The 14788-nt window shown below is 48.6% G+C and carries 18 protein-coding genes and 1 other annotated feature; all 18 genes read left to right on the top strand.

The genetic code is table 11. The features are described 5' to 3' along the window. Positions 1-14 precede the first annotated feature (14 nt). The 18 genes from radC to FJQ58_RS03070 all read left to right on the top strand — a co-directional run bounded on the left by radC (position 15) and on the right by FJQ58_RS03070 (position 14786). Positions 15-704, top strand: coding sequence for a RadC family protein (gene radC / locus FJQ58_RS03155; RefSeq protein ID WP_139990981.1), 690 nt, complete (start codon positions 15-17; stop codon positions 702-704). Between the two features lie 39 nt (positions 705-743). Further along, positions 744-1775, top strand: coding sequence for a rod shape-determining protein (locus tag FJQ58_RS03150; protein ID WP_139990980.1), 1032 nt, complete (start codon positions 744-746; stop codon positions 1773-1775). Positions 1776-1832: 57 nt separating this feature from the next. Next, positions 1833-2696 carry a rod shape-determining protein MreC gene (gene mreC, locus FJQ58_RS03145; RefSeq protein WP_238403761.1) on the top strand — a complete coding sequence of 288 codons (864 nt, stop codon included), beginning with the start codon at positions 1833-1835 and terminating at the stop codon, positions 2694-2696. After that, positions 2693-3217, top strand: coding sequence for a rod shape-determining protein MreD (gene mreD, locus FJQ58_RS03140; protein ID WP_139990978.1), 525 nt, complete (start codon positions 2693-2695; stop codon positions 3215-3217). The genes mreC and mreD overlap by 4 nt, the downstream gene beginning before the upstream one ends. A gap of 66 nt (positions 3218-3283) precedes the next feature. Further along, positions 3284-3949, top strand: coding sequence for a septum site-determining protein MinC (locus FJQ58_RS03135; RefSeq protein WP_238403760.1), 666 nt, complete (start codon positions 3284-3286; stop codon positions 3947-3949). Between the two features lie 3 nt (positions 3950-3952). Continuing rightward, positions 3953-4744 carry a septum site-determining protein MinD gene (gene minD, locus FJQ58_RS03130; protein WP_139990976.1) on the top strand — a complete coding sequence of 264 codons (792 nt, stop codon included), beginning with the start codon at positions 3953-3955 and terminating at the stop codon, positions 4742-4744. A gap of 7 nt (positions 4745-4751) precedes the next feature. Further along, entirely contained in the window at positions 4752-5897 is a 1146-nt protein-coding gene (locus FJQ58_RS03125; protein WP_139990975.1) for an FtsW/RodA/SpoVE family cell cycle protein, read from the top strand. 177 nt (positions 5898-6074) lie between these two features. Continuing rightward, a complete protein-coding gene (locus tag FJQ58_RS03120) occupies positions 6075-6986 on the top strand; it encodes a M23 family metallopeptidase (RefSeq protein WP_139990974.1) in 912 nt (303 codons plus the stop codon). Then, positions 6979-7860, top strand: coding sequence for a M50 family metallopeptidase (locus FJQ58_RS03115; RefSeq protein WP_139990973.1), 882 nt, complete (start codon positions 6979-6981; stop codon positions 7858-7860). Before FJQ58_RS03120 ends, FJQ58_RS03115 begins: the two co-directional genes overlap by 8 nt. Positions 7861-7897: 37 nt before the next feature. After that, positions 7898-9139, top strand: a complete 1242-nt coding sequence (locus tag FJQ58_RS03110; protein ID WP_238403752.1) for an Rne/Rng family ribonuclease — start codon at positions 7898-7900, stop codon at positions 9137-9139. A 48-nt stretch (positions 9140-9187) separates the two neighbouring features. Then, on the top strand, positions 9188-9499 hold the full coding sequence (locus FJQ58_RS03105) for a hypothetical protein (protein ID WP_139990972.1): 312 nt from the start codon (positions 9188-9190) through the stop codon (positions 9497-9499). A 96-nt stretch (positions 9500-9595) separates the two neighbouring features. Next, positions 9596-9685: a sequence feature (ribosomal protein L21 leader region), on the top strand. 15 nt (positions 9686-9700) lie between these two features. Then, positions 9701-10012, top strand: a complete 312-nt coding sequence (rplU, locus tag FJQ58_RS03100; RefSeq protein WP_138752392.1) for a 50S ribosomal protein L21 — start codon at positions 9701-9703, stop codon at positions 10010-10012. Positions 10013-10023: 11 nt separating this feature from the next. Next, positions 10024-10368 (top strand): ribosomal-processing cysteine protease Prp, encoded by a 345-nt coding sequence (locus FJQ58_RS03095; RefSeq protein WP_139990971.1) that lies wholly within the window; start codon positions 10024-10026, stop codon positions 10366-10368. Positions 10369-10382: 14 nt separating this feature from the next. Beyond that, positions 10383-10694 (top strand): 50S ribosomal protein L27, encoded by a 312-nt coding sequence (rpmA, locus tag FJQ58_RS03090; RefSeq protein ID WP_053374800.1) that lies wholly within the window; start codon positions 10383-10385, stop codon positions 10692-10694. A gap of 133 nt (positions 10695-10827) precedes the next feature. Continuing rightward, entirely contained in the window at positions 10828-11565 is a 738-nt protein-coding gene (locus FJQ58_RS03085; protein ID WP_139990970.1) for a Spo0B domain-containing protein, read from the top strand. A gap of 13 nt (positions 11566-11578) precedes the next feature. Further along, positions 11579-12904 (top strand): GTPase ObgE, encoded by a 1326-nt coding sequence (obgE, locus tag FJQ58_RS03080; protein WP_139990969.1) that lies wholly within the window; start codon positions 11579-11581, stop codon positions 12902-12904. 133 nt (positions 12905-13037) lie between these two features. After that, positions 13038-13475, top strand: coding sequence for an ACT domain-containing protein (locus tag FJQ58_RS03075; protein WP_139990968.1), 438 nt, complete (start codon positions 13038-13040; stop codon positions 13473-13475). Between the two features lie 24 nt (positions 13476-13499). Continuing rightward, positions 13500-14786, top strand: a complete 1287-nt coding sequence (locus tag FJQ58_RS03070) for a homoserine dehydrogenase (protein WP_139990967.1) — start codon at positions 13500-13502, stop codon at positions 14784-14786. Positions 14787-14788: the final 2 nt, after the last annotated feature.

The following is a 14788-nucleotide window of genomic DNA, read 5'->3' as shown; positions in this document are numbered from 1 at the left end:
AGGCGGGATTGGACATGGAACCGCAATCGATGATTTTGCGTGATGTCCCCCATGAAGAACGTCCAAGAGAGCGCATGATGAAATATGGGGCGGAAGCACTCAGCCATACCGAATTGCTTGCTATCCTGCTGCGAACAGGCACGCAGAAGCAATCCGCTGTGCATTTGGCTGGTACCATTCTGAAGCAATGCGGAAGCTTGCGCAACTTGCTGGATATGAGCATGGAAGAGCTGACTGCTATTCGAGGGATCGGCCCGGCCAAAGCGGTTCAGCTTCGGGCGGGCATTGAATTAGGAAGAAGGATTACGCGCAGCCGAGTGGGAGATGCGGTAACCGTTCGCAAACCTCAGGACGCAGCGGATTTTGTCATGGAGGAGCTCCGTTATTTGAAGAAGGAGCACTTTGTCTGTTTATTTCTAAATACCAAGAACCATATCATCGCCCGTGAAACCTTATCAGTAGGTACGCTTAACGCATCGCTGGTTCATCCCCGTGAAGTATTCCGTGCAGCCATTCAGCGCAATAGCGCATCGATTATTTGCGTCCATAATCATCCCAGTGGTGATCCAACGCCAAGTCCAGAGGACATTGCATTAACAAAACGTTTGGCGGAAGCCGGTCAATTAGTTGGAATTGAAGTGCTTGATCATCTCGTGATTGGTGACAGCCGCTTCGTTAGTTTGAAGGAACAAGGTTATATGTAATATAATAAAGTGATGTGGCAATTAGAAGGGAGCAACAACATGTTTGGTGGTTTTTCGAAGGATTTGGGTATTGACTTAGGCACTGCAAATACGCTGGTATTTGTCAAAGGTAAAGGAATTGTAGTAAGGGAGCCTTCCGTGGTAGCCCTGCGTACGGATACAAAAACAATTGAAGCTGTCGGTGAGCAAGCCAAAAAAATGATCGGTAGAACGCCTGGCAACATTCGTGCGGTTCGCCCAATGAAAGACGGGGTTATTGCTGATTTCGAAACGACGGCAACGATGATTAAATATTTTATACGCCAGGCACAAAAGCAGCGCTCTTTGTTTCCGCGCCATCCTAACGTCATGGTATGCGTTCCGTCAGGAATTACGGCGGTAGAGAAACGCGCGGTAGAGGACGCTACTAAGCAGGCTGGCGCTCGCGAGGCTTACACGATTGAGGAGCCGTTTGCGGCCGCTATCGGAGCGGATTTGCCCGTTTGGGAGCCGACAGGCAGCATGGTCGTTGATATCGGTGGAGGAACTACTGAGGTTGCTGTTATTTCTCTAGGCGGTATCGTTACGGCACGTTCGATTCGCGTGGCTGGCGATGAGATGGATGAGGCTGTCATTCAGTATATTAAACGGCAGTACAATCTCATGATCGGTGAGAGAACATCGGAGCAATTGAAGATGGAAATCGGTTCCGCGCTTCCGCTGGAGCGTTCGGAAACCATTGAAATCCGTGGACGCGACTTGGTTTCCGGTTTGCCGAAGACGCTTCCGATTACCTCGGACGAAATTACTGAAGCGTTAACGGATACGGTAAACGCGATCGTTGACGCGGTTAAAGTGACGCTGGAGAAATGCCCACCGGAGCTTTCCGCCGATATTATGGATCGTGGAATTGTGCTGACAGGCGGCGGAGCGCTACTTCGCAATCTGGACAAGCTGCTTCAACGCGAGACAGGCATGCCTGTCATTGTGGCGGATAATCCGCTTGATTGCGTTGCAATCGGCACCGGACGCTCGCTGGACAACATTCATTTATTCAAAACAAGAGGCTCATCGTCTCGTGCTAGACGCTAAAAATCGATTAATGGGAATCGGATATGGAACGGGCAGGTGATCGAGCTGTTGAAGCTAATGCGAAATAAGCGTATGTTTATGCTTATGATCGGGTTTATTTTGTTTATAGCGGTCATCGGCTACTCGCTCAGCGATCGCAAGGAATTGTCTTGGCCTGAGAAATTTCTCAAGGACTCAACCGCATACGTGCAGCAATGGTTTTACAAGCCCGCTGGTTATATAGCGGGCTTCTTTGAGGATATTCGAAATATGAAAACGATCTATGAGGAGAACGAGCAGCTTCGCATTACGGCTGCAGCGTACTCCCGCGATAAAATTAAATATAATTTCATCGAAAAAGAGAATGAGCGGTATAAAGAAGAGCTAAGGTTCACCAAGCAGCAGGAAGAAATGTTCAATTACAAATATTTGATTGCACAGGTCATCGCAGTTAGCAATGACGCGAACAACCGGACATTGAGCATTAATTTGGGCTCGAAAAACGGCATCAAGCCAAACATGGCCGTAACCACTGTCGAGGGCTTGATTGGCATCGTACGTTCCGTTACGCCGTTTACCGCATCGGTAACGCCGATCACGGAGCTAAACGAAACTTCGCAATCGTTTAATCCAGTAGCTGTAACGATTCTTGGACGTGTAGATGAATCATTTGGTATTTTAAGCAATTATAATAAAGAAACATCCAGACTCGTGATGACGAAGATTGCGGAAGACGATAAAATGGAGTTTCAGGATACGGTAATTACTTCCGGACTTGGGGGTGTGTATCCGAGAGGCCTCGTCGTAGGTACGGTAGAAAACAAGCAGCTTGGCGATTTTGGCCTGACCTATACGGCTACGGTAAAGCTCGCGGCGAGCTTTGACCATTTAACTGAGGTGTTCGTCGTTTCGGTTCCTGAATTGGAGGAGGCCGAGCAATGAGTATGAACCGAATTGTCCTGCTCATGTTTCTTGTTTTTATTCTTGAAGGAACCGTGATGCCATGGATCATTCCTGCTGGTTTTGGCCATCGGATCATGCCGCATTTTGTATTTGTTATCGTTATTTTCTCGGGGCTGTACAGCAGGAGGCATTTGGCGCTGCTCTTAGGCGTAAGCTTCGGTATGCTTCAGGATATTGTTTATTTTGGGCACTTGCTGGGCATCAATGCCTTTTTTATGGGCTTGATGGGTTATTTTACGGGGGTGCTGTTTGAACGTCGGCGTTCCACGATTATGATGGCGATCTCGGTGATCGGCTTTGCCTGCCTCTTGTACGATAGCGTTATTTATTTTATTTACAGCGTGTTTCGCATTACGAGCGAGAGCTATGCGTGGGCACTTATCGATCATATTCTCCCAAGTTTGTTTCTTCAGCTCGCGTTTGCGCTTGCTTGTTACGTGCCCGTAAGAAAGCTATTTGAAGGACAGAGCAAAGTGACGGCAGAGAATGAAGAGGAATAAAAAATGGGCGGCTTGCAGGAATTTGCCCGGCAGAGCAAGAATCCATTAGGTTGGGGAGGGACGAACGTGACCGAGAGGCAGCATATAATAATAAAGGGTGTAAAAGAAGGTCTCGTGTTCCTTCTCGACGATAAATGTGAATTCGCAGCGCTGCTTGATGAGCTTCAGTACAAGCTGGAGAAAACGCACCAGCAGCTGCTCACTGGGCCGCTCGTTCATGTACATGTGAAGCTGGGCGCAAGGCAAGTGAATGATGACGATAAGGATCGGATTAAAAACGTAATCCGGGCACAAGGGAATTTAATGGTCCAGTCCGTGGAGTCTGATCCGCCAAAGATAGATTCCCAAGAGGCCCAGAAGCCTAATTTGCAAGTGCTTACGTCTATCATACGCTCTGGCCAAACCTATGAGCATGACGGAGATTTGCTTTTAATCGGCGATTTGAATCCAGGAGGCACCTTACTGTGTACTGGTGATATTTATGTCCTAGGAGCTTTGCGAGGTACGGCTCATGCAGGCATAGGAGGACGTACGGACGTTATCATTGCGACCTCGCTTATGAAGCCTACTCAGCTTCGCATTGCAGATGTGATCAGCAGGCCGCCTGAGGAATGGATGACCGGTGATGCGGCTATGGAATTCGCTTTCTTAAGTGAAGGCCGAATGCAAATCGATAAGCTAGCGCAATTATTCCGCATACGGCATAATCCTATAATGTTTAAAGGAGTGTAGAGCATGGGAGAAGCGATTGTTGTAACATCAGGTAAAGGCGGTGTCGGCAAAACGACAACCTCGGCCAACCTGGGTACCGCGCTAGCTTTGCTGGGCAAGAAGGTATGCATGGTCGATACCGATATCGGCCTTCGCAATCTGGATGTGGTCATGGGCCTTGAAAATCGGATCATCTACGATCTGGTCGATGTAGCCGAAGGACGCTGCCGTTTAAATCAAGCGCTTGTGAAAGACAAACGCTTCGATGAGCTTTATATGCTTCCTGCCGCACAGACGAAGGATAAAGATTCGGTTACGCCTGAGCAGGTTCGAAATATGATTTTGGAATTAAAAAAAGACCATGATTATGTCATTATTGACTGCCCAGCTGGAATCGAGCATGGTTTTCGCAACGCGATAGCAGGTGCTGACCGTGCCATCGTCATTACTACGCCAGAAAATGCTGCCGTTCGTGATGCCGATCGCGTGATTGGCTTACTTGAGCAAGAGAAAATTCCAAGCAAGCTGATCATTAACCGCATTCGTCAAAATATGATGAAAACCGGGGAGATGCTTGATATTGACGAAATTTGTCAAGTGCTTGCTGTCGATCTTGTAGGCATCGTACCCGATGACGAGAAGGTCATTTCTGCAGCGAACAATGGAGAACCGACGGTGATGAATCCGGCTTCTCGAGCCGCTATCGCCTACCGGAACATTGCGCGCAGAATTTTGGGCGATATGGTGCCGCTTATGCTGCTTGATGAGAAGGCGGGAGCGTTCAAACGTTTCCGTAAGTTTCTGGGAATAGGATGATCGCGATTTGCTTAATAAACTAAAGAAACTGGACTGGGGAATTCTAATTATATTAGTGTTCCTCATGGTTATCAGTACGATTGTCATCCATAGCGCAACGGCTAATTTTCCTTTATATGCCGGAAATGAAATCAAACAGCTTAAATTTTACATTGCAGGCTTTTTCCTTGCGATCGCGGCCACTTTGTTCGATTACCGGATTGTGTTGAAAAGCTGGCATGTCCTATATGGCATTGGCATTACTTTATTGCTGCTTGTCTACTTTTTTGGAGCCACGATCAATGGTGCAAGAGGCTGGTTCGTTATTTTCGGAGTTTCATTCCAGCCTGCCGAGATGGTCAAGCTGGTGCTGATTATCGGAATTGCATATTTAATGGGCCGGCGGCAAGGGGATCGCTTAACGCTTACTCAGGATATTATTCCGATCGGAGCTTTTTCTTTTATACCGTTTATGCTCGTTATGATCCAGCCGGACTTAGGAAATGCGATTATTTACCTTGTTATCGTGCTCGGCATGCTTTGGATTGGTAATGTCAAATATTCTCATGTAATCGCAGGCCTAACGGTCGTAGTAGCCGGGTTAGTGTTGTTTGTCACTTTGTTTAATATGTTTAATTCGGAAATTTATGATTATTTGAATGATAAAGGCATGAAGCATTGGCATGAGCGGATCAATACCTTCATTAATCCAGCCGATGCTTCCGCAGATGCTAGGCATCAGTCCGAAAATGCTCAAATCGCCATTGGCTCCGGCGGACTGAGCGGCGACGGATATTTGCAAGGGGACATGAAGAACGGCGGCTTCGTTCCTTATCCGTATTCGGACTCGATCTTTGTTGTCATTGGAGAAGAATTTGGATTTCAAGGGGCGGCTATATTGCTTCTCCTGTACTTTTTGCTCATCTATCGCATGATCATCATCGCATTCAAATGTTATGATTTGCGTGCCTCGTTTATCATAATTGGGATTGTTTCGATGTATGTATTCCAGGTGTTCCAAAACATCGGGATGATGATCGGCATTATGCCGATTACAGGAATTACGCTGCCTTTTATCAGTTATGGAGGCACTTCGCTACTGATTAACTTGCTGTGTATCGGCCTCGTATTCAGCATTAAGGCGCATCAGGAAGTCTATGAGCTTGCCGATTAAGGCAACTTGAAAAGCTGTATTTGAAACGGTAGCCATCCGTTTCAAATACAGCTTTTTTTTCATTATATAGATGTTTATAGGTTGGGCATGATTCCGCATACTTGTCTTATTCTCTACATATTCATGTAGTAGGATACAAGCTGTCGCGATGGCGACGGGAGCGGGAGGAGCGTCCAGATGAGTAAAGAGGATAATAGCAATCATCGCAAAGAGAACCCTGTAAAAAAATGGCAGGCCCCTCAATCATCAGAATTGAAAGCAGAGGATTTTTATTCCGAGACGCTTACTCCTCAGCAACATGAGTATTTTCATGAAGAGGAATGGGAGGAGCCTGACCCGGAGACGGTTTGGAAAAGCAATCCGAATCCGTGGGCAAGCTGGGGAGAGGATGCGGGATTTGGAGGGAAAAGAAATTATGTGAAGGCTGTCGATCCATCCAATCGAAAAGATCCATCACAGGAGCGAAGCCGCTATACGCTCCGCAAAGAGTTTGCGTGGAAGCTTCTGATTGCAGCCCTCTTGTTCGGAGGCATATATGCGATGTTTCAATATGACAATGAGTATACGCGAACAGGACAAGCCATGGTGAAGCAGGCCCTCGTGGAGGAAATTGATTTTGCTGCTGCTGCGTCATGGTACAAAGAAACGTTTGCCGGCGCGCCTTCTTTTATTCCGATCTTTGAGGACAAAAGCGAAGCTGCTATAGGTGCGGATGGAACCGTTAAGCTTCCAATCGTCGCTCCATTGCAAGAGGGGGCGCTTGTACGCACCTTTGCAGAGCTGCTTAACGGGATTGAGCTGGCAGGCCAATCCGAGGAGCAGGTTGTGGCTGCTGAGACGGGGCGCGTACTCGACTTGTCGGAACAAAGCGATAAGGGCTCCACAATTGTAATCCAACATGCGAATCAACGGGTAACGGTTTACGGACTGCTTGGCAAGACCGAGGTGAATGTGAATGATTGGGTCGAAGCCGGTGATCCGATCGGCAGCCTATTGAAGTCTGAGGACACACAGCCGAGCCTGCTTTATTTTGCAGTGAAGCAAAATGGTCTGTATATCGATCCGGTGGGCGTGATACCGCTTGATTAAATGGAAAGGAATGATTTGGTCCGTCCATCCGCTATTTGTCATCATTATGCTGGGATCAGTCATAACTGGCTATTTTGCTGAGCTGATCACGCTGTTTTTGTTAGTGCTGGTTCATGAGATCGGCCATGTCATCATGGCTCGAAGCTTTGGTTGGACGATACGGGAAGTAAAGCTTCTGCCCTTTGGCGGGGTTGTAGAGGTGGAGGAGGCAGGCGGCCTTCCAGCGAAGGAGGAAGCGCTCGTCGCCATAGCAGGCCCGCTGCAAAATGTATGGATGGGACTTGCGGCTTGGGCATGCGGGCAGCTTGGACTATGGGACCCGGTTTGGGCGGAATACGTCTGGAAAGCGAATGTGATGCTAGGCTTATTCAATTTGCTGCCCATCCATCCGCTTGACGGGGGGAAGCTGCTCCAGGCAGCCTTAAGCTATGCAGTCAACTACTATAAAATGCTTGTTTGGTCCGCCCGTATCAGCATGCTGTTCAGCGTGCTCATGATCCTATTCTCGCTTCTTCCTTGGCTATTGGATAAGGAGGGCGTTCAGCTTAACCTCTTAATCGTGGGCATATTTCTTGTTATGACCAATTGGACGTATTATCGTAACGTTCCTTTTATCTTTTACCGTTTTCTTATGTATCGCGACCGGGTAACGGTGCAGGCATTGACGCTTGGGCACGTGGCAAGCCCGATTATCGTAAGCGGCAAACAAACGATCATTTCGGTAGCAAGGCTGTTCCGGAGAGAGCAGTACCATTTAATTTATATGGTGGAGGATCGCGGCAAGGAGGTTAAAGTGCTGCCAGAGCAGAAAATTGTCGAGGGTTGCCTGTCGGATAGCAATCCTAACCGTGCAGTATCCGAACTTTTCAGTTAAAATAGATGAAAAGCGTACTGGCAGGTGATACTCGGGTATGAAGCAAATGTTGATGCATGTACAGGGTGAGATGCTGCAAACCGCAGTGCTTGCGAATGGCCGCCTGATTGATTTTTTTATGGAAAAGACAAAAGCAAGCAGCTTGGTCGGCAATGTGTACAAAGGCCGTGTCGTTAACGTACTGCCTGGTATGCAGGCAGCATTCGTAGATGTTGGATTAGCCAAAAATGCTTTTTTGTATATTGACGAGCTGCTCCATCCGCATTTAGAGAAGCAACCCACACAAAAACCGCTCATTCAAGAGCTTGTTAAACCAGGACAAGAGCTAATCGTACAAGTGATGAAGGAGCCGCTAGGCGGCAAGGGGGCTCGCGTGACCACCCATTTCTCGCTGCCTGGCCGCTGGCTGGTCTATATGCCAAACGCAGATTATGTAGGTGTTTCCAAAAAAATAAGCACCGAGGGCGACCGTTCAAGGCTGCGCGCCATTGGTGAAAAGCTAAGGCTGGACGAGGAAGGCATCATCCTTCGCACGGCCGCTGGCAGCGAAAGCGAGCTTTCCCTACATAGCGATGTCGAACAGCTTAGAGAGCTGTGGCAGGGGATTGTGGAACGGAGTGCAGATGCGGCTGTGCCCTCTGAGCTGCACCGTGAAGCGGGCCTGTTAAGAAGAGCGGTTCGCGATACGTTAACGATGGATATGGATGAAATCTGGATAGATGACGACGAACGATTCGAAGAAGTGTCTGCGCTGCTAGAGGAGATGACCCCTCAGCTTCGCAAGCGGCTGAAACGTTATGAACATAAGAAAGGCCAGCCTTTATTCGATGCTTACCGGGTAACCGATCAGGTCAGGAAAGCATTTGACCGTAAAATATCGCTGGAATGCGGTGGGCATCTCATTTGGGAGGAAACGGAAGCGCTGACGGTCATTGATGTGAACACCGGAAAGTTTACCGGCTCATCGGGCTTGGAGGACACTGTTTTTCGCACGAATATGGAAGCTGCGGATGAAATCGCGAGATTACTTAGGGTAAGGGACGTAGGCGGCATCATTATCGTCGATTTTATTGATATGGGATTGGACAAGCATCGGGAGCAAGTGATGCACAGACTGATGGAGAAGACACGCAGCGATCAGACGAAATGTACGATTTTAGGCTGGACTAAACTGGGCTTAATCGAAATGACCCGCAAAAAGGCGCGCGAAACGGCTGTTCACCAGTTGGCGGAACGCTGCTCTGTCTGTGGTGCGACTACCAATAAAAATGAAGCATAGCTCTAGCTAATATAATTCGTATTTAAGATTAGGGAAACTGGTGAATGCATGAATCGTAAAAAAACGTTAACCGTACTTATCGCATCGCAGATTATCTATCTTTTGTTTATCGCAGTATGGCTTTTCGTCTCAGCCATGTCCGTTATGATGTTTGACAGCGCGGATGCGACGGGAGATGCATTAACCTGGCTGATTTTTATTTATATTCTTTTGTATCCGGCAGGCCTGCTTGCGGCGTTAATCGGGGGCTGGGTTTTATTTTATCGCCGGAGCTATAAGGGGGCTTTGGTCTGGAACGGCGTTCCGCTGCTCTGGGTAATGCCTTTGCTTGGCTTTTTGGTCTATGCTCAATTTTCATAGCTGCAAAATAAATTATCGTTTTTAGGGCTGGAAGAATTGATATAGCTTGCATAGTGTGGTACACTCTTTGGGTGTCTGTCTCGTACCCGGTTGGGATGAGATGTACAAGTACCGCTCCGATTGGGTAAATAAGCGTATGCGGCGCAAGCTGCAGACCACCTGAATTAGGCGAGTCTTCGAAAATAAGGAGGTGCACCAACTATGTTCGCAATCATCGTAACAGGCGGAAAGCAATACAAAGTTCAGGAAGGCGATGTTATCTACATCGAAAAACTGGATTCTGAAGCAGGCGAGAGCGTAACGTTTGATCGTGTTTTGGCGGTTTCTAAAGGTGACGGTCTTGTAACTGGAACTCCGGTAGTATCCGGCGCTACAGTAACAGGTAAAGTCGAGAAACAAGGCAAATCCAAAAAAATCATCGTTTACAAATACAAAGCCAAAAAGAACTACCGTCGTAAGCAAGGTCATCGTCAACCGTTCACAAAAGTAACAATCGAGAAAATCCAAGCGTAATAGGAATTTCGATGATAAACGTTACCTTTGTACGGAGAGCCGCTGACAGACGCATCGTATCTTTTGCAGTCGAAGGACATGCTAAATATGCGAAGCCCGGCAAAGATATCGTTTGCGCGGGCGTATCGGCCATTTCGGTTGGTACCGTTAACGCGATCGAAGCTTTGGCAGGAGAAGAGCTCCCCGTCAAGATGAAGAACGGCTGGCTTTCGTCGGATATTCCGGCGCTGGCGGACGAGGCTTCTGACGCGCGGATGCAGCTGCTGCTGGAATCGATGGCGGTTATGCTTGACACTATCGCAAAATCATACGGCAAACATGTCGTCATTCAAGAATTGCTTCACAATCCTTTATAAGGGAGGGAATAACTATGTTGAAACTGAATCTTCAGCTTTTCGCTTCGAAGAAAGGTGTTGGTTCCACGAAGAACGGACGTGACTCGCAGTCGAAGCGCCTTGGCGCTAAACGTGCTGACGGTCAAACCGTATCCGCTGGAAGCATTTTGTTTCGCCAACGCGGAACAAAAATTCACCCAGGTACTAACGTAGGCATCGGGAAAGACGATACGCTTTATGCAAAAGTAGAAGGCGTAGTGAAGTTCGAACGTTGGGGACGCGACCGCAAAAAAGTGAGCGTATATCCAGCTGTTCTTGCTCCGGTAGCTGCAGCAGTAGAAGCGTAAAACAAACGTTATATGCACCAAGCCCCGGCCTGCATCGCTAGGCCGGTTTTTTTTATTTCGAGGTTAATGACCGTGGGACAGCAGCATGATATACTGGATAAGCTAGGAAATACAGAGAAAGTAGGTTTAATCGATGGGGCGCTTAACAACAGCTAAATATTACGCGGCGGCATCCATTATCTTGCCTTGCGCTGCCGTACTAATTTGGCCTACTAAAGTGTGGTTAACTGCTGTCTTTCTCGTTTGGCTTATAGCTGCTGCAACATACTGGGTGAGAACGGAACGGAAAGAGCATGCGGAGCGAACGGCTAGGACAATTCACTCGTTGCAAAATTCGGGAATACGTACGCTCAATCATCATCGTCATGACTGGATGAATGATCTGCAGGTTGTGTTTGGTTATATCAGGCTTAAGAAGCTGGATAAAGCGGCGGAGTATGTGGAGAAAATAAGCGAACGGATGGCAGTGGAGAGCAGCATCTCCAAGCTAGGCGTTCCATCCCTTATTAGCTACATTCAATCGTTTCGTACGCTATCGAACACGCTGGAGCTGCAGGTCGTTATTAAAGGCGATATCCATTTAAATGAAATAACGGCAGATGCCGATCAAATAGCCGAAACGCTCATTCATACGATTAACGCCTATCGGTTTGCGGCGAAGCCTGGCTATGGCAATGCTGCTGTTCTTACGCTGGAGCTGTCGCTTGACGAGGAAGCGCTGTACGCAGCCTTCTATTATGACGGTGAACTGATGAATGAGCAGCAATGGAAGCAAAAAATACAACAGCAGTTGGAAGGCGCGCTAATGCAGCCGATCAACTTCGAGCAGCCATATGCAAAGGTGCTGCTGAGGGCGGAAATGCGCGCATGAACGGGGGCACAACATGTTTGTCGATAAAGCGAAGATATTTGTAAAAGGCGGCGACGGTGGCGATGGTATCGTCTCTTTCCGCCGTGAGAAGTATGTCGAGCAGGGCGGTCCAGCCGGCGGCGACGGCGGACGAGGCGGAGACTTGATTTTCCGAGTGGATGAAGGGCTTCGTACGCTTATGGATTTCCGCTATCAGAAGCATTTCAAGGCAAACCGCGGCGAACGCGGTAAAGTAAAAAGCATGCACGGTGCAGGAGCTGAGGATACGATCGTTCGCATCCCGCCAGGTACGGTCATTGTTGATGACGATACGCAGGAAATTATTGCGGACCTAACGCGTCATGGGCAGGAAATCGTTATAGCGAAGGGCGGACGCGGCGGACGCGGCAATATTCGCTTCGCTACCCAAAACAATCCGGCTCCTTACATTTCGGAGAACGGAGAAGAAGGCCAAGAGCGCTGGGTCGTGCTGGAGCTTAAGGTAATGGCAGACGTTGGTTTGGTCGGCTTTCCAAGTGTAGGTAAATCTACGCTCCTCTCGGTTGTTTCGGGCGCTAAGCCGAAGATCGGCGCTTACCATTTTACGACGATTACACCTAACCTGGGTGTTGTTGATGTGGGCGATAGCCGAAGCTTCGTTATGGCCGATCTACCCGGCTTGATTGAAGGGGCGCATGAAGGTGTCGGATTAGGCCATGAATTCCTGCGCCATGTCGAGCGGACACGGGTTATCATCCATGTTATCGATATGTCTGCTTCGGAAGGACGCGATCCTTTTGAAGATTGGGTGAAAATCAACGAAGAGCTGGTGCTCTATAACGAGAAGCTGGCTGATCGTCCGCAAATTATTGCAGCGAACAAAATGGACATGCCGGACTCCGCAGAACAGCTGGAGCTGTTCAAGCAGCAGCTTGCTGAAGTAAGCGGCGACCGCCAGTATGAAATTTTGCCGATCTCTTCGCTCACGAAGCAAGGGGTGCAGGAGCTGCTTTACAAAGCTGCTGATGTTCTGGACACTGTGTCAGAGCAAGTGGAAATTGAGGACGTGAAGGACGTTGCAGAACGTAAGGTGTACACCTACGAGAAGCGTGACGAAACGACCTTTGCCATTCATAAAGAAGACGAAGTGTATGTCATTGTCAGCGAAGGCATTGATAAGTACATGAAGCGGATGAATCTGACGTCTTACGATGCAGTTATGCGCTTTGCGCGCACGATGCGTAAAATGGGCGTGGATGCGGAGCTTCGCAAAATGGGCGCCAAAGACGGCGACATGGTTCAAATCGGCGACTTTGCGTTCGAATTTTTCGAAGGCAGCGATTACAATCCAAATGGCTAGGAAGCACAAGCCTATATGTACGATTGAAGACGGCGAAAGCCGTCTTTTCTTTTTTTGCCTATTGCCCCAAGCTGTAATATTCGATATAATGTCCACTATAGGTGAACAATTGTCTTTTTGAGGAGGACGAATAGTGACTAAACGTTATTATGTCGTTCGGGAGGACATTTTACCGGAAGCGATCATGAAGACGATACAAGTGAAAGAGATGCTTAGCAGAGGCGAGGCGGCTACCGTACATGAAGCGGTGGAACGCGCGGGCCTTAGCCGAAGCGCTTTTTATAAGTATAAAGATGGCGTATATGCGCTGAATGAGCTGGAGCGCGAACGCATTGCGACGATTTCCATGGATCTGGAGCATCGTTCAGGCGTACTCTCCAATGTCATCAGCATGGTTGCCAGTGTTGAGGGGAATGTGCTGACGATGAATCAAAGCATCCCGCTGCAGGGCTTCGCCAACGTCGTCATCTCCGTCGATATTTCGCAGCTTTCCGGAGAACTGTCATCGCTGGTCGAATTGCTCCGCAGCCAACCTGGCGTACGCAAGGCCTCGGTCATCGGGCAAGGATAATAAAGCAAATAATGGAGGGTATATATGAAGCCAGTTAAAGTAGGTTTATTGGGTCTTGGTACAGTTGGAACAGGTGTCGTCCGCATTGTTGAAGGGCATCAGGAGGATTTGGCAAGCCAAGTCGGCTCCCCGATCGTTATTGAAAAGGTACTTGTTCAAAATAAGGCGAAGGCACGGAATATCGCTATCGATCCGGATAAGCTGACAGAGGATCCTTGGGATATCATCCGTCATCCTGACATCGATGTTATCGTTGAGGTAATGGGGGGCATTGGCCTGACGAAGGAGTACATTTTGGAAGCCTTGTCTCTTGGTAAGCACGTCGTGACAGCCAATAAGGATTTAATGGCGCTGCACGGACCGGAAATATTGGCGAAAGCGCAAGAGAATCGCTGTGACGTTCTTTATGAAGCTAGCGTCGCGGGCGGGATCCCGATTATCCGTACGCTGGTAGAGGGGTTCTCTTCCGATCGGATCAACAAAATCATGGGTATCGTGAACGGGACAACAAACTTTATTTTGACAAAAATGAGCCAAGAAGGCGCTTCTTACCTAGATGTGCTGAAAGAAGCACAGGAGCTTGGTTATGCGGAGTCTGATCCGACATCGGATGTCGAGGGACTTGATGCGGCGCGTAAAATGACGATTCTTGCCACCATCGGCTTCCGCGCCAACGTTGCGCTTGAGGATGTATCGGTGCAAGGCATTTCTTCTGTAACGAAAGAAGATATTTTGTATGCGAAGCGACTTGGCTACGAAGTGAAGCTGCTCGGCATCGCAGAGCGTCAGGATGACCTGATCAGCATCAGCGTACAGCCAACCATGGTCAAGCAATCCCACCCGATCGCATCGGTCAACGGCGTATTCAACGCGGTTTATGTGTACGGCGAGGCGGTAGGCGAAACGATGTTCTATGGCGCAGGAGCAGGCGAGCTGCCAACGGCAACGTCGATCGTATCCGATCTGGTAGCCGTTGTGAAGAACCTGAAGCTTGGCGTAAACGGCATGCAAGGCAGCTTGGCTTACAAAGAGAAGAAGCTGAAAACGGATGAGCAAATCTCCTCTAAATATTTCTTGCTGCTGAAAGTAGCTGACCGCGCTGGCGTTCTCGCTCGCATCACGCAAGTTTTCGCGGACTTCGAAGTTAGCTTGGAATCCGTGCTGCAGCAGCCGACGCCTTCGAATCCTGAAGCAGAGATTATCGTCATCACGCATGATGCAAACAAAGCGGCTATTCAGAAGGTACTTGCAACGTTTGAATCGCTGGAAGTCGTTCACAAAGTGAAGAGCGTCTACCGCGTAGAAGGGTAAGC

The sequence above is a fragment of the Paenibacillus paridis genome (genome assembly GCF_006345825.1).
Lineage (GTDB): Bacteria > Bacillota > Bacilli > Paenibacillales > Paenibacillaceae > Pristimantibacillus > Pristimantibacillus paridis.
This window is presented reverse-complemented; position numbering and strand designations above follow the sequence as displayed.

Excerpts from the sequence above, each read along its gene's own strand:
- radC (WP_139990981.1), top strand. The coding sequence starts at position 15 with ATGGAACCGCAATCGATGATTTTGCGTGATGTCCCCCATGAAGAACGT.
- FJQ58_RS03150 (WP_139990980.1), top strand. The coding sequence starts at position 744 with ATGTTTGGTGGTTTTTCGAAGGATTTGGGTATTGACTTAGGCACTGCA.
- mreC (WP_238403761.1), top strand. The coding sequence starts at position 1,833 with ATGCGAAATAAGCGTATGTTTATGCTTATGATCGGGTTTATTTTGTTT.
- mreD (WP_139990978.1), top strand. The coding sequence starts at position 2,693 with ATGAGTATGAACCGAATTGTCCTGCTCATGTTTCTTGTTTTTATTCTT.
- minD (WP_139990976.1), top strand. The coding sequence starts at position 3,953 with ATGGGAGAAGCGATTGTTGTAACATCAGGTAAAGGCGGTGTCGGCAAA.
- FJQ58_RS03120 (WP_139990974.1), top strand. The coding sequence starts at position 6,075 with ATGAGTAAAGAGGATAATAGCAATCATCGCAAAGAGAACCCTGTAAAA.
- FJQ58_RS03110 (WP_238403752.1), top strand. The coding sequence starts at position 7,898 with ATGAAGCAAATGTTGATGCATGTACAGGGTGAGATGCTGCAAACCGCA.
- FJQ58_RS03105 (WP_139990972.1), top strand. The coding sequence starts at position 9,188 with ATGAATCGTAAAAAAACGTTAACCGTACTTATCGCATCGCAGATTATC.
- rplU (WP_138752392.1), top strand. The coding sequence starts at position 9,701 with ATGTTCGCAATCATCGTAACAGGCGGAAAGCAATACAAAGTTCAGGAA.
- FJQ58_RS03095 (WP_139990971.1), top strand. The coding sequence starts at position 10,024 with ATGATAAACGTTACCTTTGTACGGAGAGCCGCTGACAGACGCATCGTA.
- rpmA (WP_053374800.1), top strand. The coding sequence starts at position 10,383 with ATGTTGAAACTGAATCTTCAGCTTTTCGCTTCGAAGAAAGGTGTTGGT.
- FJQ58_RS03085 (WP_139990970.1), top strand. The coding sequence starts at position 10,828 with ATGGGGCGCTTAACAACAGCTAAATATTACGCGGCGGCATCCATTATC.
- obgE (WP_139990969.1), top strand. The coding sequence starts at position 11,579 with ATGTTTGTCGATAAAGCGAAGATATTTGTAAAAGGCGGCGACGGTGGC.
- FJQ58_RS03070 (WP_139990967.1), top strand. The coding sequence starts at position 13,500 with ATGAAGCCAGTTAAAGTAGGTTTATTGGGTCTTGGTACAGTTGGAACA.